General features: G+C 70.2%; 20 protein-coding genes. 12 read left to right on the top strand and 8 right to left on the bottom strand.

Features of this window, described 5'->3' with window-relative positions:
- The first annotated feature begins 100 nt into the window (after positions 1–100).
- The 5 genes from mtrA (at position 101) to hpf (ending at position 5,693) form a co-directional block, all read left to right on the top strand.
- Positions 101–781 (top strand): MtrAB system response regulator MtrA, encoded by a 681-nt coding sequence (gene mtrA, locus QE428_RS01315; protein WP_091355834.1) that lies wholly within the window; start codon positions 101–103, stop codon positions 779–781.
- Between the two features lie 19 nt (positions 782–800).
- On the top strand, positions 801–2,480 hold the full coding sequence (gene mtrB, locus QE428_RS01310; protein ID WP_133400146.1) for an MtrAB system histidine kinase MtrB: 1,680 nt from the start codon (positions 801–803) through the stop codon (positions 2,478–2,480).
- On the top strand, positions 2,477–4,153 hold the full coding sequence (locus tag QE428_RS01305; protein ID WP_091355826.1) for an LpqB family beta-propeller domain-containing protein: 1,677 nt from the start codon (positions 2,477–2,479) through the stop codon (positions 4,151–4,153). The genes mtrB and QE428_RS01305 overlap by 4 nt, the downstream gene beginning before the upstream one ends.
- An 89-nt stretch (positions 4,154–4,242) precedes the next feature.
- Positions 4,243–4,917 carry a ComF family protein gene (locus QE428_RS01300; protein ID WP_307462281.1) on the top strand — a complete coding sequence of 225 codons (675 nt, stop codon included), beginning with the start codon at positions 4,243–4,245 and terminating at the stop codon, positions 4,915–4,917.
- A gap of 116 nt (positions 4,918–5,033) precedes the next feature.
- A complete protein-coding gene (gene hpf, locus QE428_RS01295) occupies positions 5,034–5,693 on the top strand; it encodes a ribosome hibernation-promoting factor, HPF/YfiA family (protein WP_205803102.1) in 660 nt (219 codons plus the stop codon).
- Positions 5,694–5,763: 70 nt separating this feature from the next.
- Here the strand turns inward: hpf and QE428_RS01290 are convergent, their stop codons facing one another.
- On the bottom strand, positions 5,764–6,594 hold the full coding sequence (locus tag QE428_RS01290; protein WP_307462274.1) for a serine hydrolase: 831 nt from the start codon (positions 6,592–6,594) through the stop codon (positions 5,764–5,766).
- Entirely contained in the window at positions 6,594–7,922 is a 1,329-nt protein-coding gene (locus tag QE428_RS01285) for a hypothetical protein (RefSeq protein ID WP_307462271.1), read from the bottom strand. Before QE428_RS01285 ends, QE428_RS01290 begins: the two co-directional genes overlap by 1 nt.
- A gap of 179 nt (positions 7,923–8,101) precedes the next feature.
- On the opposite strand from QE428_RS01285, the gene secA reads away from it, so the two are divergent.
- Both secA and QE428_RS01275 read left to right on the top strand, forming a co-directional pair.
- Positions 8,102–10,885 (top strand): preprotein translocase subunit SecA, encoded by a 2,784-nt coding sequence (gene secA / locus QE428_RS01280; protein WP_307462267.1) that lies wholly within the window; start codon positions 8,102–8,104, stop codon positions 10,883–10,885.
- Between the two features lie 72 nt (positions 10,886–10,957).
- The gene (locus QE428_RS01275) at positions 10,958–12,181 is read left to right on the top strand and encodes a pyridoxal phosphate-dependent aminotransferase (RefSeq protein WP_091355807.1); all 1,224 of its coding nucleotides are present in this window, start codon (positions 10,958–10,960) and stop codon (positions 12,179–12,181) included.
- Positions 12,182–12,187: 6 nt separating this feature from the next.
- On the opposite strand, the gene QE428_RS01270 is transcribed toward QE428_RS01275, so the two are convergent.
- Positions 12,188–12,625: an Rv3235 family protein gene (locus QE428_RS01270; RefSeq protein WP_091355804.1), complete on the bottom strand. Its 438-nt coding sequence runs from the start codon at positions 12,623–12,625 to the stop codon at positions 12,188–12,190.
- Between the two features lie 142 nt (positions 12,626–12,767).
- On the opposite strand from QE428_RS01270, the gene QE428_RS01265 reads away from it, so the two are divergent.
- Positions 12,768–13,361 carry a hypothetical protein gene (locus tag QE428_RS01265; protein ID WP_307462256.1) on the top strand — a complete coding sequence of 198 codons (594 nt, stop codon included), beginning with the start codon at positions 12,768–12,770 and terminating at the stop codon, positions 13,359–13,361.
- A 28-nt stretch (positions 13,362–13,389) separates the two neighbouring features.
- Here the strand turns inward: QE428_RS01265 and QE428_RS01260 are convergent, their stop codons facing one another.
- Positions 13,390–13,638 carry a helix-turn-helix domain-containing protein gene (locus QE428_RS01260; RefSeq protein ID WP_091355798.1) on the bottom strand — a complete coding sequence of 83 codons (249 nt, stop codon included), beginning with the start codon at positions 13,636–13,638 and terminating at the stop codon, positions 13,390–13,392.
- Positions 13,639–13,759: 121 nt separating this feature from the next.
- Here QE428_RS01260 and QE428_RS01255 point away from each other — a divergent pair, with 121 nt between their 5' ends.
- From QE428_RS01255 to QE428_RS01245, 3 genes are read left to right on the top strand one after another with little or no spacing between them, the layout of a single operon-like run.
- Positions 13,760–14,389: an SAF domain-containing protein gene (locus QE428_RS01255; protein ID WP_307462254.1), complete on the top strand. Its 630-nt coding sequence runs from the start codon at positions 13,760–13,762 to the stop codon at positions 14,387–14,389.
- On the top strand, positions 14,386–15,624 hold the full coding sequence (locus QE428_RS01250) for a hypothetical protein (RefSeq protein ID WP_307462251.1): 1,239 nt from the start codon (positions 14,386–14,388) through the stop codon (positions 15,622–15,624). Before QE428_RS01255 ends, QE428_RS01250 begins: the two co-directional genes overlap by 4 nt.
- 58 nt (positions 15,625–15,682) lie before the next feature.
- Positions 15,683–17,176: a sensor histidine kinase gene (locus tag QE428_RS01245; RefSeq protein ID WP_091355791.1), complete on the top strand. Its 1,494-nt coding sequence runs from the start codon at positions 15,683–15,685 to the stop codon at positions 17,174–17,176.
- Between the two features lie 18 nt (positions 17,177–17,194).
- On the opposite strand, the gene QE428_RS01240 is transcribed toward QE428_RS01245, so the two are convergent.
- Positions 17,195–17,443, bottom strand: coding sequence for a WhiB family transcriptional regulator (locus tag QE428_RS01240; protein WP_018188706.1), 249 nt, complete (start codon positions 17,441–17,443; stop codon positions 17,195–17,197).
- Positions 17,444–17,650: 207 nt separating this feature from the next.
- Here QE428_RS01240 and QE428_RS01235 point away from each other — a divergent pair, with 207 nt between their 5' ends.
- The gene (locus QE428_RS01235; RefSeq protein WP_091355787.1) at positions 17,651–18,067 is read left to right on the top strand and encodes a histidine kinase; all 417 of its coding nucleotides are present in this window, start codon (positions 17,651–17,653) and stop codon (positions 18,065–18,067) included.
- Here the strand turns inward: QE428_RS01235 and bcp are convergent, their stop codons facing one another.
- The 3 genes from bcp to aroA are packed head-to-tail and all read right to left on the bottom strand — an operon-like array spanning position 18,068 to position 20,920.
- Complete coding sequence (gene bcp / locus QE428_RS01230; RefSeq protein WP_307462243.1) at positions 18,068–18,532, bottom strand: thioredoxin-dependent thiol peroxidase; 465 nt, start codon at positions 18,530–18,532, stop codon at positions 18,068–18,070.
- Between the two features lie 22 nt (positions 18,533–18,554).
- The gene (gene rsgA, locus QE428_RS01225; RefSeq protein ID WP_307462241.1) at positions 18,555–19,595 is read right to left on the bottom strand and encodes a ribosome small subunit-dependent GTPase A; all 1,041 of its coding nucleotides are present in this window, start codon (positions 19,593–19,595) and stop codon (positions 18,555–18,557) included.
- Positions 19,592–20,920 carry a 3-phosphoshikimate 1-carboxyvinyltransferase gene (gene aroA / locus QE428_RS01220; RefSeq protein ID WP_307462239.1) on the bottom strand — a complete coding sequence of 443 codons (1,329 nt, stop codon included), beginning with the start codon at positions 20,918–20,920 and terminating at the stop codon, positions 19,592–19,594. The genes rsgA and aroA overlap by 4 nt, the downstream gene beginning before the upstream one ends.
- Positions 20,921–20,941 lie beyond the last annotated feature (21 nt).

Genomic DNA, 20,941 nt, shown 5'->3' with positions numbered 1-20,941 from the left:
CGTGCGTCGTCCGGGCGGGAGCGGTCACCTGTCGGTTACTGTGGACTCACCCGTGGCGGAGCACCGGCATCCGCCAACCCTGAAGGACGACATCGGCTCTATGACATCGCGCATCCTGGTTGTCGACGACGACACCGCTCTCGCAGAGATGATCGGCATCGTGCTGCGCACGGAAGGCTTCGACGTGGCCTTCTGCGCCGACGGTGCGGCCGCCGTCGACGCGTGGCGTGAAGAGCGTCCCGACCTGATCCTGCTCGACCTGATGCTGCCCGGCATGGACGGCATCGAGGTGTGCACCCGGGTGCGTGCCGAGTCCGGCATCCCGATCATCATGCTCACGGCCCGCACCGATACCGCCGACGTCGTCCGGGGCCTGGAATCGGGCGCCGACGACTACATCGTCAAGCCCTTCAACCCGAAGGAGCTCGTCGCCCGCATCCGCACCCGGTTGCGGCCGACCGCCGACGCGCAGACCGAGAACCTGCGGATCGGCGACCTGACGGTCGACGTCGCCGCGCACGAGGTCCGTCGGGCGGAGGGGGTCATCGCGCTCACTCCGCTGGAATTCGAGCTCCTCGTCGCACTCGCCTCCAAGCCCCAGCAGGTCTTCACCCGCGAGATGCTCCTCGAGCAGGTCTGGGGCTATCACTACAAGGCCGACACGCGGCTCGTGAACGTCCACGTGCAGCGGCTGCGCGCGAAGGTGGAGCGCGACCCCGACAACCCGCAGATCGTGACGACCGTGCGCGGCGTGGGCTACCGCGCCGGCGCCGCCGTGTGACCGGCCGGAGGATCCTCCCGTGTCGGTGACGGCTCGCACCGGTACGCACACCGTCGTCCCGGTCTGGCGCGATTGGCGGTCCTGGCAGCGACGCATCCGGTTCCTGTGGCGACGGTCACTGCGCTTCCGGACTCTCGTCGTCACGCTGACCCTCACCGCGCTGACGATCGTCGTGGCGCTCGTCTGGATGTCCCTCGCGATCCTGACTGACCTGTACGAATCCCGCGCCGAGCAGGTGCAGGATGCCGCGCAGCGTGCCACGCAGGCCGCGCAGAGCACGTTCGACGCGGCCGTCGTCGACAGCGACCAGGTCGCGCTCCAGGTCCTCATGGACGAGGTGAGGCGGGAGATCCTGTCGCGCCAGGCGGGGACCACGATGCTCGCGGTGTTCCGCATCGACGACGAGCCGTCGGCGATCGCCCCGCAGAACTTCGAGGCCGGCGGACTCGAGGAGTCGATGATCCGCCCGGAGCTCCGCGAAAGCGTGCGGCTGTCGGCGGACCGGCAGTGGTGGCAGTCCATCGGGCTGCCCGAGGCCGACGGCGGCGAGACCCCCGGCATCATCGTCGGTCAACAGCTGATCGTGCCCGAGGCCGGTGCCTACGAGGTCTACTTCGCCTACGACCTGGGGTCGGAGGCGCAGACGCTGCAGTTCGTGCAGGTGACCCTCTGGGTGGTCGGTGCAGCCCTCCTCGTCCTCATCGGCGGGATCTCGCTGTTCGTCCTGAGGTCGGTGACGGTGCCCATCGCCCAGGCGGCCGAGACGAGCGCCAAGCTCGCCGCCGGCGATCTGGCCGTGCGCCTCCCCGTCCGAGGCGAGGACGAGTTCGCGACCCTGGGCCGATCCTTCAACGCGATGGCCGACAGCATCGAGGGGCAGATCAAGGAGCTCGCGGAGCTGTCCCTCGTGCAGCAGCGTTTCGTCTCGGATGTCTCGCACGAGCTCCGCACACCGCTCACGACGATCCGCCTCGCAGCCGACATGATCAACGACCAGCGCGAGGAGTTCGACCCCTCGACCGCGCGCGCCGCCGAGCTGCTGCACGCGCAGGTGCAGCGGTTCGAGGTGCTCCTCGGCGACCTGCTCGAGATCAGCCGCTACGACGCGGGCTCGGTTCAGCTGGAGCTCGAGGCGACGAGCCTCGCCCACCTGGCCGAGGACACGATCGAGTCGATGGCCCAGCTCGCGGAGCAGCATGGCAGTGACGTACGGCTGGTGGCCCCCGGCGGCTACTCGCCGGTGGAGATGGATCCCCGCCGCATCCGCCGTATCGTCCGGAACCTGCTCGGCAACGCGATCGAACACGGCGAGGGCCGTCCGATCGTCGTGACCGTCGACAGCGATCAGCGCGCCGTCGCTCTGGGGGTCCGGGACTTCGGCCTGGGCATGAGCGACGCGGACACCGAGCGGGTGTTCGACCGGTTCTGGCGCGCGGACCCGTCGCGGCGTCGGACGATCGGCGGCACGGGCCTCGGGCTCTCGATCGCCCTCGGAGACGCGCGCTTGCACGGCGGCACCCTCGAGGTCTGGTCGGAGCTCGGCGGCGGAAGCCACTTCGTGCTGACCCTTCCCCGCAGGCCGGGGGAGCACCTCACCGGGGGATCGCCCATCGAGCTCGACCCGCGAGACGACGCTGCGCTCGGGGAACTCGGGCTCACCCAGCCGATCACCCTGCCGCAGCGGGAGGAGAGACCATGACCGTCCGTCGCGCCGTCAGTACGGTGATCGCGCTCGCCCTCGCCCTCATCTTGACGGCCTGCGCGGGTCTGCCCACCGGCGGATCCGTCCACGTCGGCAAGGCGATCGACGAGGTCGAGGGACCGCCGGACTTCTCCTACGTTCCCAACAGCCCCGTGAGGGATGCCACCCCGCAGCAGATCGTCGAGGGGTTCATCGCCGCCGGTTCCGGGCCGCGCGGCAACTGGAAGGTGGCGCAGGAGTTCCTCACGACCACCTTCCGTCAGAAGTGGCAGCCGCAGGCGGGTGTCACCGTCTACGCGCCCGGTGAGAGCTCGATCTCGTCGCCCGCCGAGAACGAGCTCGTGTTCAGCGTCGAACCCGTTGCGACCGTCGACGCGACCGGTTCCTACCGGCCGGCCGACCCCGGCCGCATCCCCTTCACCTTCTCCCTCGTGCAGGAACGCGGTCAGTGGCGCATCGCACAGGCGCCCGACGGCATCGTCCTCGACGCCAACCGATTCGGCTCGGTCTTCCAGAGCTACGACCTCTCCTACTTCGACCGGGGGTGGCGGACCCTCATCCCGGATGTGCGGTGGTTCCCCTCGACCAACCCCGCCACGCGGATCACCGCGGCCCTCGTCTCGGGGTCGCCGAGTCCCTGGATGGCGGAATCGGTCCGGTCGGCGTTCACGGGCGAGGTGACGCTCACCCAACCCTCCGTTCCGGTGCAATCCGGCATCGCGCAGATCTCCTTCGATCCGTCGATCCGCGATCTCAACCGCGAAACCCTGGCGCGCATGAAGACCCAGCTCGAGGCGAGCCTCGCCGGGGCGGGCATCCTCGACGTGCAGATGCTCGTCGGCGACGAGCCCCTCGACGTCACGGCGCGCACCACGAGGTCGACGGCGGTCGATGCGCGCCCGCTCGTCCTCCGGGACGGCGCATTCGGCTTCCTCTCCGGAAACGACGTCGAGGAGGTGCCGGGGCTCGGCGACGCGTTGGACGAGGCGGATCCCGAGTCGGTGGAGACGGATGCCGCGCGTACGACGGCGGCGGTCCGCACCGGGAGCGGCGCGATCCTCCGCGTGTCCTCCGACGGGCAGCGGACCGAGGTGGACACCCGCGCGGGGATGACGGCGCCGACGGTCGACACGTTCGGGTACATCTGGACGGTGCCGGAGGACCAGCCCGGTGAGGTCGTCGCCTACGCCCCGGACGGTACCGCGCGGAAGATCCCGGCCGGGTGGGTCGGCGCGACGGAGGTCGCGGCGATGCGGGTCTCCCGCGACGGCGCCCGCGTGGCCGCGCTGGTGCGGTCCGGCGGACAGTGGGCCGTCTGGGTGGCGGGGATCATCCGCGACGAGAGCGGTTCCGTCCCCACCTCCCTCGGACAACCGCTCCCGGTGGCGACCCTCGGCGGCAGGGGGGTCGACCTGTCGTGGATCGACGGGGCGACCATCGCCGTCGTGTACGTCGACGGGCAACAGCGGGTCGTCCGCGAGCAGACGGTCGGCGGCCAGGGGACCGAGGTCCGCGGCCCCGACGGCGTCGTCGCGGTCGCGGGCGGCAACCAGAGCGGCAGCGTCTTCCTGCTGACCGACGACGGCAGCCTCTACGCGCAGCGCGGCTCCTGGCAGATCCTCGCGTCGGACGTCAGCGTTCTGGCGGATCAGCAGGGACTGCCCGGCTGATCCTCCTCCCCAGGAGAGCTCCTGCCGCGTCCATCCGCAACGCGCCACGGCCCCCGCCGCGACCGGTCGTCGGAGGGCACGGTGGGAAAATGCCGCACCCCACGGAACCCCGCGCCCCGTCACGCGTGCGCCGCGCGGTCGCAGAAGCCCTCGCCGTCGTGTTCCCCGTCGTGTGCGCGGGGTGCGACCTGAACGACGTCGATCTGTGCGAACACTGCGTCGCGGAGCTTCGCCCCGATCCTCGTGCCCGGCGTCTTGCCGGTGGGCTGGAGGTGCGAAGCGCCCTGGTCTTCGACGCCGTGGCGGCCCGCGTCATCCGTGCGTTCAAGGAGGAAGGGCGGACTGCGCTCGCGGCGCCGCTCGGTAGGACGCTCCGCGAGGCGTGGCCGTCCGGGTGGGACGCCGTTCCCGTGCCGATCCCCGCGAGCCGCTCGTCGATGAGACGCCGAGGGTACGCACCCGTCGTCCTCGCGTGCCGGCGCGCGGGCTGGCGACCGTTCGCGCTGCTGCGTGTCGCGCGCCCGACCGCCGACCAGCGCCTCCTCGGACGCCGGGAGCGCGCCGCGAATCTCGCCGGCGTGATGAGGGTGCGGCCACGTGCGGCGGCGAGACTCGCCGGACGGTGCGTCGTCCTCGTCGACGACGTGGTCACGACGGGAGCCACTCTCGCCGAGGCCGCGCGAGCGCTGGCCGAGGCGGGAGTCCATGTCACGGGCGCCGTCGCGATCGCTTCTACGCCGCTGCGCGGATCCTCACGCGGCTGAGGGCGGATCCATCGTGATCTGGCCGTGACATCGCGCGGAGACGGCACTACGGTGGGGGGACACAAGGCGAACCGAGGTCCGCCCTTGACCGGGTGGACCGGAACAAGGAGGTCACGATGGAGATCAGTATCGTCGGCGTGGGAGTGAGCGTCAGCGACCGATTCCGCTCCGTTGTCGAGGAGAAGTCCGCCCGCATCGAGCACCTTTCCCCCCGGGCCCAACGGCTCGACATCAAGGTGACGCACCGCAGTTATCACAACGGTGGCCGTGAGGATGAGACCGTCGAGGTCACCCTCACCGGCAAGGGTCCCGTCGTCCGAGCCGAGGCGGTGGACGGCGACAAGTTCGCCGCTCTCGATCTCGCGATGACCAAGCTCGGCGAGCAGATCCGCCGGGCGAAGGAGAAGCGCGTGGACCTCCGCAACCACCCCCGCGGCGCGAAGCTCGAGAAGGGCACCGGGACGCTCCAGGGCATCGACGTGCAGCCCGCCTCGGTCGACGTCATCCGCGCTGTGGCGACGGGTGAAGTGCCGATCATCACGGGAGCCGAGGACGAAGAGGACTACACGCCCGTCGTCATCCGTACCAAGCGGTTCGACCCCGAATGGATGACGGTGGAAGACGCTGTGGACCGCATGGAACTGGTCGGCCACGACTTCTTCCTCTTCATCGACGCCCGCACCGACCAGCCGAGCGTCGTTTACCGGCGCAAGGGCTGGGACTACGGTGTCATCTCCCTGACCACCACGGCCGCACCGGCGGAGCTCGCCTCCTGACCTGACACGACCTGATAAGAGAGGGTGGATGCCGCGCGGCATCCACCCTCTCTTCGTCTGATTTCTGTGTTCAGCCTGTCCGGAGAGCCTCGAGCACCCCGTCGCTGAACGGGGGCCAGACCTCGGCGGCCCACGGGCCGAAGGGGCGGTCCGTCAGCGCGACGAGCGCGGCACCCGCTCGAGGATCCACCCACAGGAACGTGCCGGACTGGCCGAAGTGTCCGAAGGTCTCGGGGGAGTTGTGCGCGCCCGTCCAGTGCGGGCTCTTCGTTCCGCGGATCTCCAGTCCGAGGCCCCAGTCGTTCTCGGGCTGCTGGCCGAAACCCGGGAGGACGCCGCGGCGCCCGGGGAACGACACCCCGGTCGCGCGCTCGAGCGTCGCGGGGTCCAGCAGACGCGGCTGCTGCAACTCCGCGGCGAATCGCGCCAGGTCGGCGGTCGTGGACGATCCGCCTGCCGCAGCCGAGTCGCCGATCGACGTGTGGGCCATTCCGAGTGGCGCGAAGACCGCCTCCTGCGCGTAGGCGTCGAAGGCGATCCCCGTTTCGGACTCCAGCAGATCCGCGAGGACTTCGAAGCCCGTGTTGGAGTACAGGCGACGTTCCCCCGGACCCGCGCGGAGGGTCGTCGACGAGAAGTCGTACCCGGCGGTGTGCGCCAGGAGGTGCTCGACAGTCGCCCCCGGCGGGCCGGCGGGCTGATCGAGAGAGAGTGCGCCCTCCTCGACGGCGACGAGAGCGGCGTAGGCGCTGAGGAGTTTGGTCACCGAGGCGAGCCGGTACACCCGGTCCTGATCGCCGGCGGATGCCGCGGTCCGCCCGTCGGCGGTGACGACCGCGACCGATGCGTGCGGGACATCCCATCCCTGTGAGACCGCGACGGCGTCGTCGAGCGCCGTCATCAGTCGAACATGCCGTCGAGGAGCCCGCCGATCACGAGACCGCCGAGCAGACCGCCGGCCAGGCTTCCGCCGCCCATGCCCCCGCCCATGCCGCGGCCGCCGTAGCCGCCTCCGTTGCCCCAGTCGTTCGGGCGCGACGAGTCGATGTCGCGCTGGGCGAGATCGAGTGCCTCGGCGGCGAGCTGGCCGGCGCGACGGGCGAGGCCCATCGCCTCCTCGCGGTCGTCCTCGGGGATCGGCCCGGCGAAACGCATGAGGTCGTTCCGAATGCGCTCGGCCTCGGCGAGGCGGGTGCGGGCGTCCGCACCGATCCAGCCGCGGTGGCCCGAGATGACGCTGCGGGCGACGCCGATCTGGCGGTCGGCGTCGTCGATCGCGTGCCGGACGTGCGCCTCGGACGGGACGGGACGCTCCGCACGGGCGCGGGCCTTGGCGACCGCCGCGTCGAGGGCGGCGTTCGCGGTGCGGAGCCGGTTGAGCTCGGTGAACGGGTCGGGCTTGCTCCCCGCGGGGGTGAGCGCGCCGAGCGCCGACTCGAGTTCCGCGGCCGCGGCCGCGACGTCGGGGGTCGCGCGGAGCGGCTGCGCGACGATCAGGTCCTCGCGCGAGTCGTCGACGATCGCCGCGAGGGTGGATTCGGCGCGGAGGGCTTCGATCTCGAAGGTGTCGACCGCTTCGACGAGGGTGCCCGCGCGCCGGGATGCCTCGATCGCCGTCTCGAGGGCGAGGTTCGCCTGCTCGCGCTGGCCGGCGTCGCGGCGGCGCTCCGACACCTCGGAGCTGTGCTCGGCGAAATCGAGCAGCTGGGCGGCTTCGGCCGCGTTCCCGAGCACGGTCCGCATCGCGGCATCCGAGTACCGCGTCGACAGGCGCTCGAGACTCGCGTTCAACGCGGGGAGCCGCTCGCGCATGCGAGCGACGTCGCTGCGGATGCCGGCGATGATCTCGGGAGCGCGGCGGGCACGGGCGATGGATTCGGCCAGCGTCTCGGTACGGTCGTCCAGCAGGTCCTCGGCCCATTCGCACAGCTGCACGATCCGGGCGTTGCGCGTGCGCAGCTCCTCGGGGGTGTCGGGGATCTCGTCGTGGTTGAGCTGATGCAGCTGGAACGCCTCGCCGAGGTGCTGGCGGACGGCCGCCAGCGCGTCGCGCAGGTCCTTGGTAGCGTCGCGCCCGAGTTCGATCTCGGCGTACGCCAGCTCGTCGTCCGTCACCCGGATGCGCTCGTCGGCTGCGACGAGGGCTGCCCCGGCCTTCCGACTGAGTTCGGCATCCTGTGCCTCGATCTCCGCGTCTTCGCGCTTGCGCCTGCCCCAGAAACCCGCCATGCGCCCGATCTTACGGGCCGACGGATGCCGACGGTCCGTCACCTGCCGGGGGATGCCGGCGTCTCCAGCAACCTCGTAGGTCACGGGCGGATAACATGGCGATGTATGTCTGCGCGTCCTGCGCACCGGCATCCCGACATCGCTCGTCGGAATGCTGAATCGACAGATGGAGAACCTCCGTGGCGAACCCCCTCGAGAAACTGCTTCGTGCCGGTGAAGGCCGCGTCCTGCGCAGGCTGCAGCAGGTCGTGAAGGCCGTGTCGGCGCTCGAAGAGGATTACGCGCACCTCACCGACGAGGAGCTGCGCGGCGAGACGGCCGAGCTCCGCGCACGTCACGAGGCGGGCGAGTCGCTCGACAAGCTGATGCCCGAGGCGTTCGCCGCCGTCCGCGAGGCCGCGAGCCGCACCCTCGGTCAGCGTCCCTACGACGTCCAGGTCATGGGCGGCGCGGCCCTCCACCTCGGCAACATCGCCGAGATGAAGACCGGTGAGGGCAAGACCCTCACCGCGGCCCTGCCGGCATACCTCAACGCCATCGCCGGCAAGGGCGTCCACGTCATCACGGTCAACGACTTCCTCGCCTCGTACCAGTCAGAACTCATGGGCCGTGTCTTCCGTGCACTCGGCATGACGACCGGCACGGTCGTCTCGGGGCAGAACCCCGAGGTTCGGCGCCAGCAGTACGAGGCCGACATCACCTACGGCACGAATAACGAGTTCGGATTCGACTACCTCCGCGACAACATGGCGTGGCGGAGCGAGGACCTCGTGCAGCGCGGCCACTTCTACTGCATCGTCGACGAGGTCGACTCGATCCTCATCGACGAGGCCCGCACCCCGCTCATCATCTCCGGTCCGTCCTCGGGTGAGGCGAACCGCTGGTTCACCGAGTTCGCGAAGATCGCCCGCTCCCTCGAGCCCGGAGTCGACTTCGAGGTCGACGAGAAGAAGCGCACGATCGGTGTCCTGGAGCCCGGCATCGAGAAGGTCGAGGACTACCTCGGCATCGACAACCTCTACGAGTCGGCCAACACCCCGCTCATCTCGTTCCTCAACAACTCCATCAAGGCGCTCGCCCTGTTCAAGCGCGACACGGACTACGTCGTCATGAACGGCGAGGTCATGATCGTCGACGAGCACACCGGTCGCATCCTGGTCGGTCGTCGCTACAACGAGGGCATCCACCAGGCCATCGAGGCGAAGGAGGGCGTCGCCGTCAAGGCCGAGAACCAGACCCTCGCAACCGTCACGCTGCAGAACTACTTCCGCCTCTACGAGAAGCTCGCCGGCATGACCGGTACCGCCGAGACCGAGGCGGCCGAGTTCATGTCGACCTACAAGCTCGGCGTGGTTCCCATCCCCACCAACAAGCCGATGATCCGCAAGGACCAGTCCGACCTCGTCTACAAGAACGAGCAGGCGAAGTTCGCGCAGGTGGTCGAGGACATCGCGGAGCGCCATGAGTCCGGACAGCCGGTGCTGGTGGGAACGGTGAGCGTCGAGAAGAGCGAATACCTGTCGCGCCTGCTCGCGAAGAAGGGCATCAAGCACGAGGTCCTCAACGCGAAGAACCACGCGCGCGAGGCCGAGATCGTCGCCCGCGCGGGCCGTTATGCCGCCGTCACCGTCGCGACCAACATGGCCGGTCGTGGAACCGACATCATGCTCGGCGGCAACGCCGAGTTCCTCGCCGTGTCGGAGATGAAGGCCAAGGGGCTGGACCCGGTCGAGACCCCCGACGAGTACGAAGCCGCGTGGGAAGAGGTCTACGCGGGCGTCAAGGAGAAGGTCCAGGAGGAGGCCGATCGCGTCGTCGAGGCAGGCGGGCTCTACGTCCTCGGTACCGAGCGTCACGAGTCGCGTCGCATCGACAACCAGCTGCGCGGTCGCTCCGGGCGTCAGGGCGACCCCGGCGAGAGCCGGTTCTACCTGTCGCTGACGGACGACCTGATGAGGCTGTTCCAGTCGGGCGCTGCCGAGGCGATCCTGGCCCGCACCAACTTCCCCGACGACGTGGCGATCGAGTCGACGATGGTCTCGCGGGCCATCAAGAGCGCGCAGTCGCAGGTCGAGGCCCGTAACGCCGAGATCCGCAAGAACGTCCTCAAATACGACGACGTCCTCAACCGCCAGCGCGAGGCGATCTACGCGGACCGTCGCCAGATGCTCGAGGGCGACGACCTCTCGTCGCGCGTCGAGCACTTCATCGAGGACGCCATCGCCGCCATCATCGACGAACACACCGGCTCGGGTCACAACGAGAGCTGGGACTTCGACGCCATGTGGACCGAGCTGAAGACGCTCTACCCCGTGGGCGTGACGATCGACGAGGTCGTCGCCGAGAGCGGCAACAAGGGCAAGGTGACGCCGGAGCTGCTCAAGCGCGAGCTGCTCTCGGACGCGAAGATCGCCTACCGCTCCCGCGAGGAGACGCTCGGCGAGCCGGCCATGCGCGAGCTCGAGCGCCGCGTCGTGCTGCAGGTGCTCGACCGCCGCTGGCGCGATCACCTCTACGAGATGGACTACCTGAAGGACGGCATCGGCCTGCGGGCCATGGCTCAGCGCGACCCGCTCATCGAGTACCAGCGCGAGGGGTACCAGATGTTCCAGTCGATGATGGCGCAGATCAAGGAGGAGTCGGTCGGATTCCTCTTCAACCTCGAGGTCGAGGTGCGTCAGACCGAGGGCGGCGACATCGAGGCCAAGGGGCTGGACTCGCCCGACATCGACGCGCAGAAGCTTCAGTACACCGCGCCCAACGACGCGGGTGAGGTCGAGGTGCGGAACGAGCGCGGTCAGGTGCAGCAGGCAGCCACCAGCAAGGCGCGTCAGCGCGAGGCCGAGCAGGAGGCGCCCGCCGAGGCACCTCGCGGAGCCTTCGGTCAGCAGGTCGACGCCGCGTCCGAGCCCGCAGATGCGGGCAACCGCGCGCAGCGCCGGGCGGCCGGCAAGAAGAAGTGACCGCGAGCCGGCGGGTGCCGGGCGGTCCACCGACCCGCCATTGGCCCCGTCGGCCTTCGCTATTCTGAACCGATGACCCCGCGCACCCTCGACCAGTCATCCAAGCTGAAGGACGTCCTCTACGAGATCCGCGGGGCCGCCCTGGTCGAGGCCGACAGGCTGCAGGACGAGGGTCACTCGATCCTCAAGCTCAACACGGGGAATCCCGCAGTTTTCGGGTTCGAGGCGCCGTTCCAGATCGTGCGCGACATGATCGAGGCCGTACCGAACGCGCATGGCTACTCAGACTCGCGGGGCATCATGTCCGCGCGACGCGCGATCGTCTCGCGCTACGAGGAGGAGCCCGGCTTCCCCAAGTTCGATCCCGACGACGTCTACCTGGGCAACGGCGTGTCCGAGCTCATCACGATGACGATGCAGGCGCTGCTGGACGAGGGCGACGAGGTCCTCATCCCGGCGCCGGACTACCCGCTCTGGACGGCGATGACGAGCCTCGCCGGTGGCACGCCGGTGCACTACCTCGCCGACGGGGAGAACGGCTGGCAGCCTGACCTCGACGACATCCGGTCGAAGGTGAGCCCGCGCACGAAGGCCATCGTCGTCATCAACCCGAACAACCCGACGGGAGCGGTGTACACCCGCGAGGTGCTGCGGGGCATCGTCGAGATCGCCCGCGAGCACGATCTGCTCCTGCTCGCCGACGAGATCTACGACCGCATCCTGTTCGACGATGCGACGCACATCCCGCTCGCGAGCCTGGCGCCGGACCTGCTCTGCCTCACCTACAACGGACTGTCGAAGACGTACCGCGTCGCGGGCTACCGCTCCGGCTGGATGGTCATCACCGGCCCGAAGAAGCACGCGGCCGGATTCCTCGAGGGCATCCAGCTCCTCGCCTCGACCCGGCTGTGTCCGAACGTCCCGGCGCAGTTCGCCGTGCAGGCCGCGCTCTCGGGCGTGCAGTCGATCGATGCGCTGATCGCACCGACGGGGCGGTTGCACGAGCAGCGGGATGCCGCCTGGGAGGGGCTCATGGCGATCCCGGGCATCGACTGCGTGAAGCCGCAGGGCGCGCTCTACGCCTTCCCTCGACTCGATCCGAACGTGTACGAGATCCACGACGACGCGAAGTTCGTGTACGACTTCCTCGTGGCGGAGCACGTGCTCCTCGTTCAGGGCACCGGCTTCAACTGGCCGACGCCGGATCACTTCCGCATCGTGACGCTTCCGGAGTCTCGGGTCCTGACCGAGGCCATCGAGCGGCTCGGGAACTTCCTCTCGTCGTATCGCCAGTGACGCGCGTCACAGGAGCGCGAGCGATGTGGCTCGCCAGCGTCCGTCCCAGCCCTCCAGACGCATCGCGACCGCGCGCGTCCGGACCGGACCGCTGACGATCACGACGGCTTCGAGCGCGCCGTCCGAGGGCTCGCACGTGCGTTCGGCGAGGATGCGGTGGGCGGGTCGCACGGCGGCGAGTCCGCGTGCGCTGCGCGCGCGGGCCGAGAGGTTCGCCCGCGTGACGAGCGCACGGTAGGCGTCCTCACCCAGCCAGCGTGCCAACTGGTCCACGTCGCGAACACCGGCGAGCACCTCGAGGACGCCGATCGTGAGGTTCTTCACCAGCGGAAGAGGGTCGGGCAGCTCGGCCGACGGCGTGCGTTGCGGCGCGAAGTACTCCGCGACGTCGAGGGAGCTTCCCGAACGCGGGATGCGGATGTCTTCGGTGACGGCGAGGGCCATGTCGGTTCCTCTCGGGCGACAGGTGTCTGCGGAGCAGGTGAACGGCACGAGTACAGCACAGCCCCGCGTGCGGATGGATGAGAATACTCCAACCTGTGGACAAAGGCGGCGGGCCGTACGACGGTCCTCTACTGTCGCCTCCGTGCGCTGGGACCGATTCTTCGAAGACCTCGAAGACCAACTCGACTCCGAATGGGAGGCGGAGAGGGCCGCGCTCGACAGCGAGGCGGAGCGTCTCCGGCTGGCGCGGCTCTCCTTGTTCGAGCGTGTGAACGCGCTGACCGACGCCGGGGCGGGCGACCTGCTCGTCGATGTGAAGGGAGGCGCCTCGATGACGGGGCGACCGATCGCGGCCGGCCCCGACTGGCTCGCGCTCGACGACCGCGCGCCACGAGGAGTCCTCGTCGTCCCCTTCGCCGCCGTCGTCTCGCTGGGGGCGTCCCACGCCGACGTCCTGCGGAGCGCCCGAGGAGGGACGCCGAGCCGTCTGCGCGAGCGGATGACCCTCGGATTCGTGCTCCGCGATCTCGCGCGACGCCGTGTGCCGGTGACTCTTCTGACCACGGATGGTCGCGAGTACAGCGGGACCATCGACCGAGCGGCATCCGATCACCTCGATCTCGCGCTGCATGATCGTGGTGCACCCCGTCGTGCCGACCTCGTGGCAGGTCACCGGCTGGTCCCGTTCGGTGCGCTGGCGGGGGTCCGACTCGACTCGCCCGTCGCGCTCGCCTAGTCGCGCCCTCGCCTCGTCGCGCCCTCGTCTATTCGCCGCCGCGCCGGCCGCGACCCCACAGCTCGGGGAAGCTCGCCGCGTTCGATTCGCGCCACAGCGCGTGCAGGCGAGCGTCCTCGGCCTGGTCGTCGAGGTAATCCTCGACACTGGCCTCCTCGACCCGCCAGGATGCGGGGGACCCCACCCGTGCCCCGCGCAGCCGCCCGTCAAGAACGAGCGCGACGACCTCATCCACGTCGAGCTGCAGCATCTCCGCAACCTGAGCGGGCGTCAGCATACGCACGGGGATTCCATCGGGCATGAGGCCATTATGGGCCCGGCGGATGGTCGTCTCCCGAGCGACGGCGGCTTGTGGATAATCCCCGCTCCGTCCGATGCGGCTCGGTCACCATGGCGTCATGACCACTCCCGACACCGTGAGACCCGCCCCCCGCGCGTTCTGGGCCGATGCCCGCTTCCTGCTCGGCATCGCGCTCATCGTCGCCTCCGTCGCGGGTGTCTGGCTCGTCGTCGCATCGGCCCGTCAGACGGCACCCGTGTTCGCCGCGGCGCGCACGATCGTGCCCGGGCAGACCGTGACGGCGCAGGACCTCCGGGTCGTCGACGTCGCCCTCGGCACGGCCGGCGAGACGTACGTGTCGCCGGCCTCGCTCGAGCCGGGTGCGATCGCCACGCGGACGATCCTCGAAGGGGAACTCGTGCCGCAGGGTGCGATGGGTGACGCGGATGCCGGGACCACGACGAGTGTCGTGATCCGTACCGCGGGCGATGTGTCCGCCGCCGTCGGCGCCGGATCCGTCGTGGAGGTGTGGGCTGCGCCGACGGAAGCCGGCGGGGAGGTCGGGAAGCCCCGCATCCTCGTCCCGTCGGCGACGGTCGTGAGCGTCACCCGCGACGATGCCGTCGTGTCGGGCGAAGACGTGTCGCTCGAGGTCGTCATCCCGCGCGCCGATGTCGCGGCGACGCTGGCCGCGCTCTCCGATGACTCGAGCCTGTCGGTCGTCCCCGTCGCGGGGGAGCCGCGATGAGAGTCGTCGTCGCCGTTGACGGCCGCATCGGCGAAGACCTCGCTCGGCGACTGCGGGAGGAAGACGCTGACGTGCGCGCGGTGGTCGCGGCATCCGCTCCCGCTGGGGCCGCGCTCGATGCCCTCTCCACTCCGGAGGCGGCGGAGCTGCTCGCGGAGCTGTCCCGCGCCGACGTCCTCGTCGTCGAGGGGCGCCCCGCCGCGCTGACGGCGGAACTCGTTGCGGCGTGCGATCGGATGTCCGTGCGGATCGTCCCGGTGTCTTCTCGCTCGGCGGACCTCCGCCTAGCCGCGTCGCTCGGGCTGACCGCCCACGATCCCGGTGCGCCGGCGGAAGAGATGCTCGCCCCTCCGGTCTCGATCGCACCCGTCGCAGCCGCGCCTGGTCGCGTGATCACGGTTTGGGGCGCATCCGGCGCGCCCGGGCGGACGACCCTGGCCATCGAAGTGGCGTCTGCACTGTCGACCCCGACGCATCGGGTCGCGCTCGTCGACGCGGATTCGCACGCGCCGTCGCTCGCTCTTGCCACGGGCCTGGCGGACGAGGGACCGGGGTTCGCCGCCGCGTGCCGGCAGGCCGACCGCGGCGCCTTGACGGTCGCCGAGCTCAGCCGCATCTCTTCGACCCTCGGCGAGCTCGAAGTGCTGACGGGCCTCAATCGACCGGGTCGGTGGCCCGAGCTCTCGCACCGACGGGTCGCGGCTGCCCTCGACGGCTGCCGGTCCTGGGTCGATGACACCGTCGTCGACGCGGCCGCGCCGCTCGAGCGCGACGAAGAGATCGTGAGCGACCTCGTCGACGGTCCGCGTCGCAACGCCGCCACCCTGGCGGCGCTCGAGTCGGCCGACGTCGTCCTCGCCGTCGTGGCGGCGGACCCGGTCGGCGTGTCGCGCTTCGTCCGAGCATGGCCCGATCTCCGGGCCGCGGCGGGCGCGACGCCGGTCCGTGTCGTGGTGAACAAGATCCGGGCTGGTGCGCTCGGCGTCGACGCGCGCGGACAGGTGCGCCGCACGCTCGAGCGCTACACGGGCGTCACGGACGTCGCCTTCGTCCCGTGGGACGCCCGGGGCACGGATGCCGCGATGCTCGCGGCTCGTCCCATCGCCCACGTCGCACCGCGCTCGGCGGTGCCGACCGCGGTGCGACGCCTCGTCGCCGAATCCCTGGCACCGCGGGAGGCGGGCGAAGGGGCCGCGACCCGGCACTCCCTGCGTCGCCTCGCGCGGAGCGCCTGACTGGTCGGCACCGGGTGCTCGCGGGGGAGTGGTGTGACGGAGGATCTAGGGTGGAGGCGTGTCCACCCTCAGCGACCTCGTCTACGCCCAAGGCCGTTCCACCGCGGAGGATGTCGAGTGGCTCCACCGTCTCGCCGGTGACGGTCAGCTGCTCGCCGATCTCGCGTTCGCCGACATCGTCGTCTGGGTCCCGACGCCGGACGACTCGTTCATCGCGGTCGCGCACACGCGCCCGAGCGGTGCGGCGACGCTCTTCTACCGCGACATCGTGGGTGACGTCGTGCGTCCGCAGTGGCGCACGCAGGTCAAGGACGCCTTCACCCAGGGGCGGATGGTCGATTCGGCCTCGCCGGATTGGTTCGAGGAGACGCCGACTCGCGTGCGTGCCGTCCCGATCGTCCGCGAACGTGCGGCGGAGGGTCGCGAGACCCGCGTGATCGGCGTGCTCACCCGTCACACGAACCTCGGGGAGGCGCGGACCCCGTCGCGTCAGCAGATCACCTTCAACGACTGCGCCGATGACCTCTTCGGGATGATCGCCTCAGCCGATTTCCCCGACCTCACGGCCCCGACGTCGCCGCGCCGCGGCGCGCCGCGCGCGTCGGACGGCCTCATCCGTCTCGACGTGGACGGCGTCACCACGTTCGCGAGCCCCAACGCGCTCTCAGCGTTCAACCGGCTGGGATTCGACGACGAACTCGAAGGCGAATCGCTCATGGAGGTCGCGACGACGATCATGCCGGCATCCCGGCAGTTCGACGAGTCCCTCCCGATCGTCATGGCCGGCCGCGCGCCGTGGCGTGCGGATGTGGAAGCTCGAGGCGTCACCGTGTCGCTGCGGACGATCCCGCTGCGCGAGAACGGCAATCGCATCGGAGCGATCGTCCTCTGCCGCGACGTCAGCGAGATCCGTCACCAGGAGCAGGAGCTCATCACGAAGGACGCGACGATCCGCGAGATCCACCATCGCGTCAAGAACAACCTGCAGACCGTCGCGTCGCTCTTGCGCATCCAGGCGCGTCGCACGCACTCGGACGAGGGCCGGGACGCCCTGACGCAGGCGATGCGCCGTGTCAGCGCCATCGCGGTCGTGCACGACACGCTGTCCGAGGGGCTCATGCAGAGCGTCGACTTCGACGACGTCTTCGAACGGGTGCTTAAGCTCGTCGCCGAGGTCGCGGCTGCCCCCAACACGCGCGCGCGGACGGTCAAGACCGGGACGTTCGGGACCCTGCCGAGTGAGTACGCCACGCCCCTCGCCCTCGCGCTGACCGAGCTGGTGACGAATGCTGTCGAGCACGGCCTGGCAGACAAAGAGGGCGAGGTCGAGATCATCGCCGAGCGGGATGCGGACCAGCTGCTGGTGCGCGTGCGCGACACCGGGGTCGGCCTGCCGGAAGGTCAGGTCGGCCGCGGTCTCGGTACGCAGATCGTGCGCACACTCATTCAGGGTGAACTGAGCGGAACGATCGACTGGCACACGCTCATGGGCAGCGGCACCGAGGTGACGATCGAGATCCCGATGCGGTACATCGAGCGCGCGCGGGCCTGAGGCCCGCGCGCGGGCTCGTCAGGAGGCGCGGCGGGCGCGAGCGGCGCGACGCTTGAGCGCGCGACGCTCATCCTCGGAGAGGCCCCCCCATACGCCCGAGTCCTGGCCGGTCTCGAGGGCGTACTGCAGGCAGAGTTCGGTGACGGTGCACCGGGCGCAGACGGACTTCGCCTTTTCGATCTGGTCGACGGCGGGCCCGGTGTTCCCCACGGGGAAGAACAGTTCGGGGTCGACGGTCAGGCAGGCGGCTTTGTCGCGCCAATCCATAGCGGTGCTCCTAAGGGGGATCGGAAGTCGGGATGCGACGCCGGGCGACGTCGACTAACCTGGGTGGTGTGCGAGCTGTTGCTCGCCCCACGCCGCTGTGGGAGCACACTTGCCCGTCAATATTCCCATGCCCGGGCATGTGAATCAAGGGTTAACGGAGTATTTCGGCGCCTCGCCGTGCACCGGCGCCCAGGAGGAGCGATCATCGTGCGGACCAGCCGGATCGAACGCATCGCGGCGGGCTGGCTCGCCGTCGAAGCGACGGGCGTCCTCGTCCTCGCGGTATGGGAGCTCGTCGCTCTCGTTCGCGGCGACAGCGAAAGCCTCGCGAGCTCGGTCGCGCTCCTGGGCCTCACCGTCATCGCCGCTGCGGCACTCGGCGCGTTCGCCGTCGCCGTCTGGCGCGGAGCGTCCGGCGGGCGATCCGGCGGAGTCGTCGTCCAGGCCCTCGTCCTGTCGGTCGCGCTCGGCACCCTCACGGGTGAGGGCGCGGATCTCCGCCTCGCGGCGGCAATCGCGGTCCCGGCCCTGGTCGGACTCGTTCTGCTCATTGCAGCGGCCCGCACCGCCGGTCAGCGCTCGAAGGATCCCGCCGAGGAGCCGGGCGACGCCGCCGGTGTCTGATCAGACGCCCAGCAGCGCCCGCACGCGGGCGACGTGCCCGGTCGCCTTGACGTTGTAGAGCGCGTGGAGGATCGCGCCGTCCTCGTCGATCACGAACGTCGATCGGATGACGCCTTCGACGACCTTGCCGTAGTTCATCTTCTCGCCCCACGCGCCGTAGGCCTCGTGCGCCGAGTGGTCAGGGTCGCTCAACAGGTCGTAGGGGAGGCTGTCCCGATCGCGGAAGGCGCGGAGCTTGGCCGGCTCGTCCCGTGAGATGCCCACAACCGTGTACCCGGCGGCCTGCAGCGGTGCCACGCTGTCGCGGAAGTCGCATGCCTCCGTCGTGCACCCCGGCGTCATCGCGGCGGGGTAGAAGAACGCGACGAGACGCCTCCCGCGGAAGTCGGTGAGCGAGACGGGCTGGCCGTCCTGGTCGACGAGGGAGAAATCGGGTGCGGAGGTTCCACTATCCAGGCGCGGCATCCGACCATCTTAGGACGCGTGATCAGGTGGCGAAGGTGGCGAGCAGCCGCTGCAGGGAGTCGAGGCGTGCGGCTCCCCGTTCGCCGAGGCGACCCTCGGCCACAGCCTCGGCGATGGCGCAGTCGGGGGCGTCGGGGAGGTGGGTGCACCCGCGGGGGCACTCCTCCGCGACGGCCGCCAGATCGGTGTAGGCCCGCAGGATGTTGGCGGGATCGACGTGCCCGAGGCCGAACGAGCGCACCCCCGGGGTGTCGATGACCCAGCCGCGGCCGTCCTGGCCGGCGTACCGCAGCGAGACGGCGGAGCTGGACGTGTGACGACCGCGTCCGGTGACCTCGTTCACGTGCCCGATCGCGCGGAGCGCGTCGGGGACCAGCGCGTTGACGAGTGTCGACTTGCCGACGCCGGAATGCCCGACGAAGACCGTCGAATGGCCTGCGAGACGCGCGCCGATGACGTCGACCGGCATGGCGTCGCGACCGCTCGTGAAGACCTCGAGGTCGTCGAGACCCTCGAAATGGGCGAGGAATGCCGTCGGGTCCGCGAGGTCCGTCTTGGTGACGACGAGCATCGGGTGCATTCCGGCATCCAGCGCAGCGATCAGGTAGCGATCGACCAGACGCGGTCGCGGCTCCGGGTCGGCCGCCGCGACGACGATGAGGAGCTGATCGGCGTTGGCGACGATGATCCGCTCGATGTGGTCGGTGTCGTCGGCGCTGCGTCGCAGGAGCGAGGTGCGTTCCTCGATTCCGACGATCCGTGCGAGGGTGCCGTCATCCCCGGACGTGTCGCCCACGACGCGGGCGCGATCCCCGTTGACGATGGGTTGTTTGCGGAGCTCCCGTGCACGAGAAGCGAGGATCTGCCGCTCGTTCGGACCGTCCTCGTCGACGAGGACGGTGTACCTGCCGCGATCGACGCCGAGCACGCGGGCGACCTGGGCGTCGGCATGCGCCGGGCGTCGCTTGGTGCGCGGCCGGTTCGCCTTCGGGTTGGGGCGTACGCGGATGTCGGCCTCGTCGAAGTCGAGGTCGTCGTCATCGTCGTCGCTGAGCCAGCTCACGCGAGCATGTCCGCCCACAACTGGGGGAATTCGGGCATCGTCTTCGCGGTCGTCCCGATGTCGTCCACCACGACGCCCGGTACCCGCAGGCCGATCACGGCGCCCGCCGTGGCGATGCGGTGATCGTGATGAGCCCGCCAGACCCCGCCGTGCAGCGGGCGAGGACGGATGTGGATGCCGTCCTCCCGTTCCTCCGCGTCGCCGCCGAGGGCTCGGAGGTTGTCGACGAGAGCGGCGATGCGATCGGTCTCGTGGCCACGGATGTGCCCGATGCCGTGGAACGTCGTCGGGGCGTCCGCGAAGGCCGCGAGCGCGAACAGCGTGGGTGTCAGCTCGCTCGCCGCCGAGAGGTCGAGGTCGACCCCGGCGATCCGGTCACCGGCGGTGACGGTGAGCGCTCCGGCCCGACGGGACGCGTGCGCGCCCATGACCGGCAGGATGTCGGCGAGCAGGGCCCCCGGTTGGGTCGAGTGAGCGGGCCACCCCGGGACCGTCACCGAACCGTCGGTCAGGATCGCCGCGGCGAGGAAGGGGGCCGCGTTGGAGAGATCGGGTTCGATCGCCACGTCCTTGCCGCGCACGGGACCGGCCGGGACGACCCACTCGTTCGGAGTCGGGTGCTCGACGTGGACGCCGCGTCGAGCCAGGGCCTCGACGGTCATTTCGATGTGCGGCAGGCTGGGGAGGCGCTCGCCTTCGTGGATCAGTCGCAGTCCCACATCGAATCGGGCGGCGGCCAGCAGCAGCCCCGAGACGAACTGGCTCGACTGACTCGCGTCGATCGTCACCTCGCCCCCGCGGATGTGGCCGTGGCCACGGACCTCGAAGGGGAGGGCCCAGCTTCCGGCGTCGTCGATGTCGGCGCCGACCTCGCGCAGGGCCTGGATCATCGCGCCCATCGGACGGTGCATGGCCGTGGGGTGCGCTGTGACGTGCACATCGCCGACAGCGAGGCCGGCGATGGGGGAGACGAAGCGCATGACCGTGCCGGCCTGACCGCAGTCGATCGTCGTGCCCCCGGTGAACGAGGCGGGCGGTGTGACGTCCAGGTCGGGCCCGAACGGCGAGTCGCCCGGAACGGCGTCGATCCTGACGCCCAGCTCGCGGAGCGCATCGATCATACGGGCGGAGTCGTCGGAGTGGAGCGCGCCGCTCAGCAGGCTCGGCCCGTCGGCGATGGCGGCGAGCACGAGCTCACGGTTGGTGAGCGACTTCGAACCGGGCACCGAGACGCGTGCGTGCACCGGCTCGCCCGGCGTGGGCGCCGGCCAGGACCCGCCGAGAATCTCATCGGCGGGGGCGGGGGAGGAAGGGGCGTCGCTCATCGTCTCCAGCCTACTGAACGG

It is taken from the genome of Microbacterium sp. SORGH_AS_0505, from assembly GCF_030818715.1.
Taxonomy (GTDB): Bacteria; Actinomycetota; Actinomycetes; order Actinomycetales; family Microbacteriaceae; genus Microbacterium.
The sequence above is the reverse complement of the archived record's forward strand: the minus strand, read 5'-3'. Positions and strand labels throughout refer to the sequence as shown.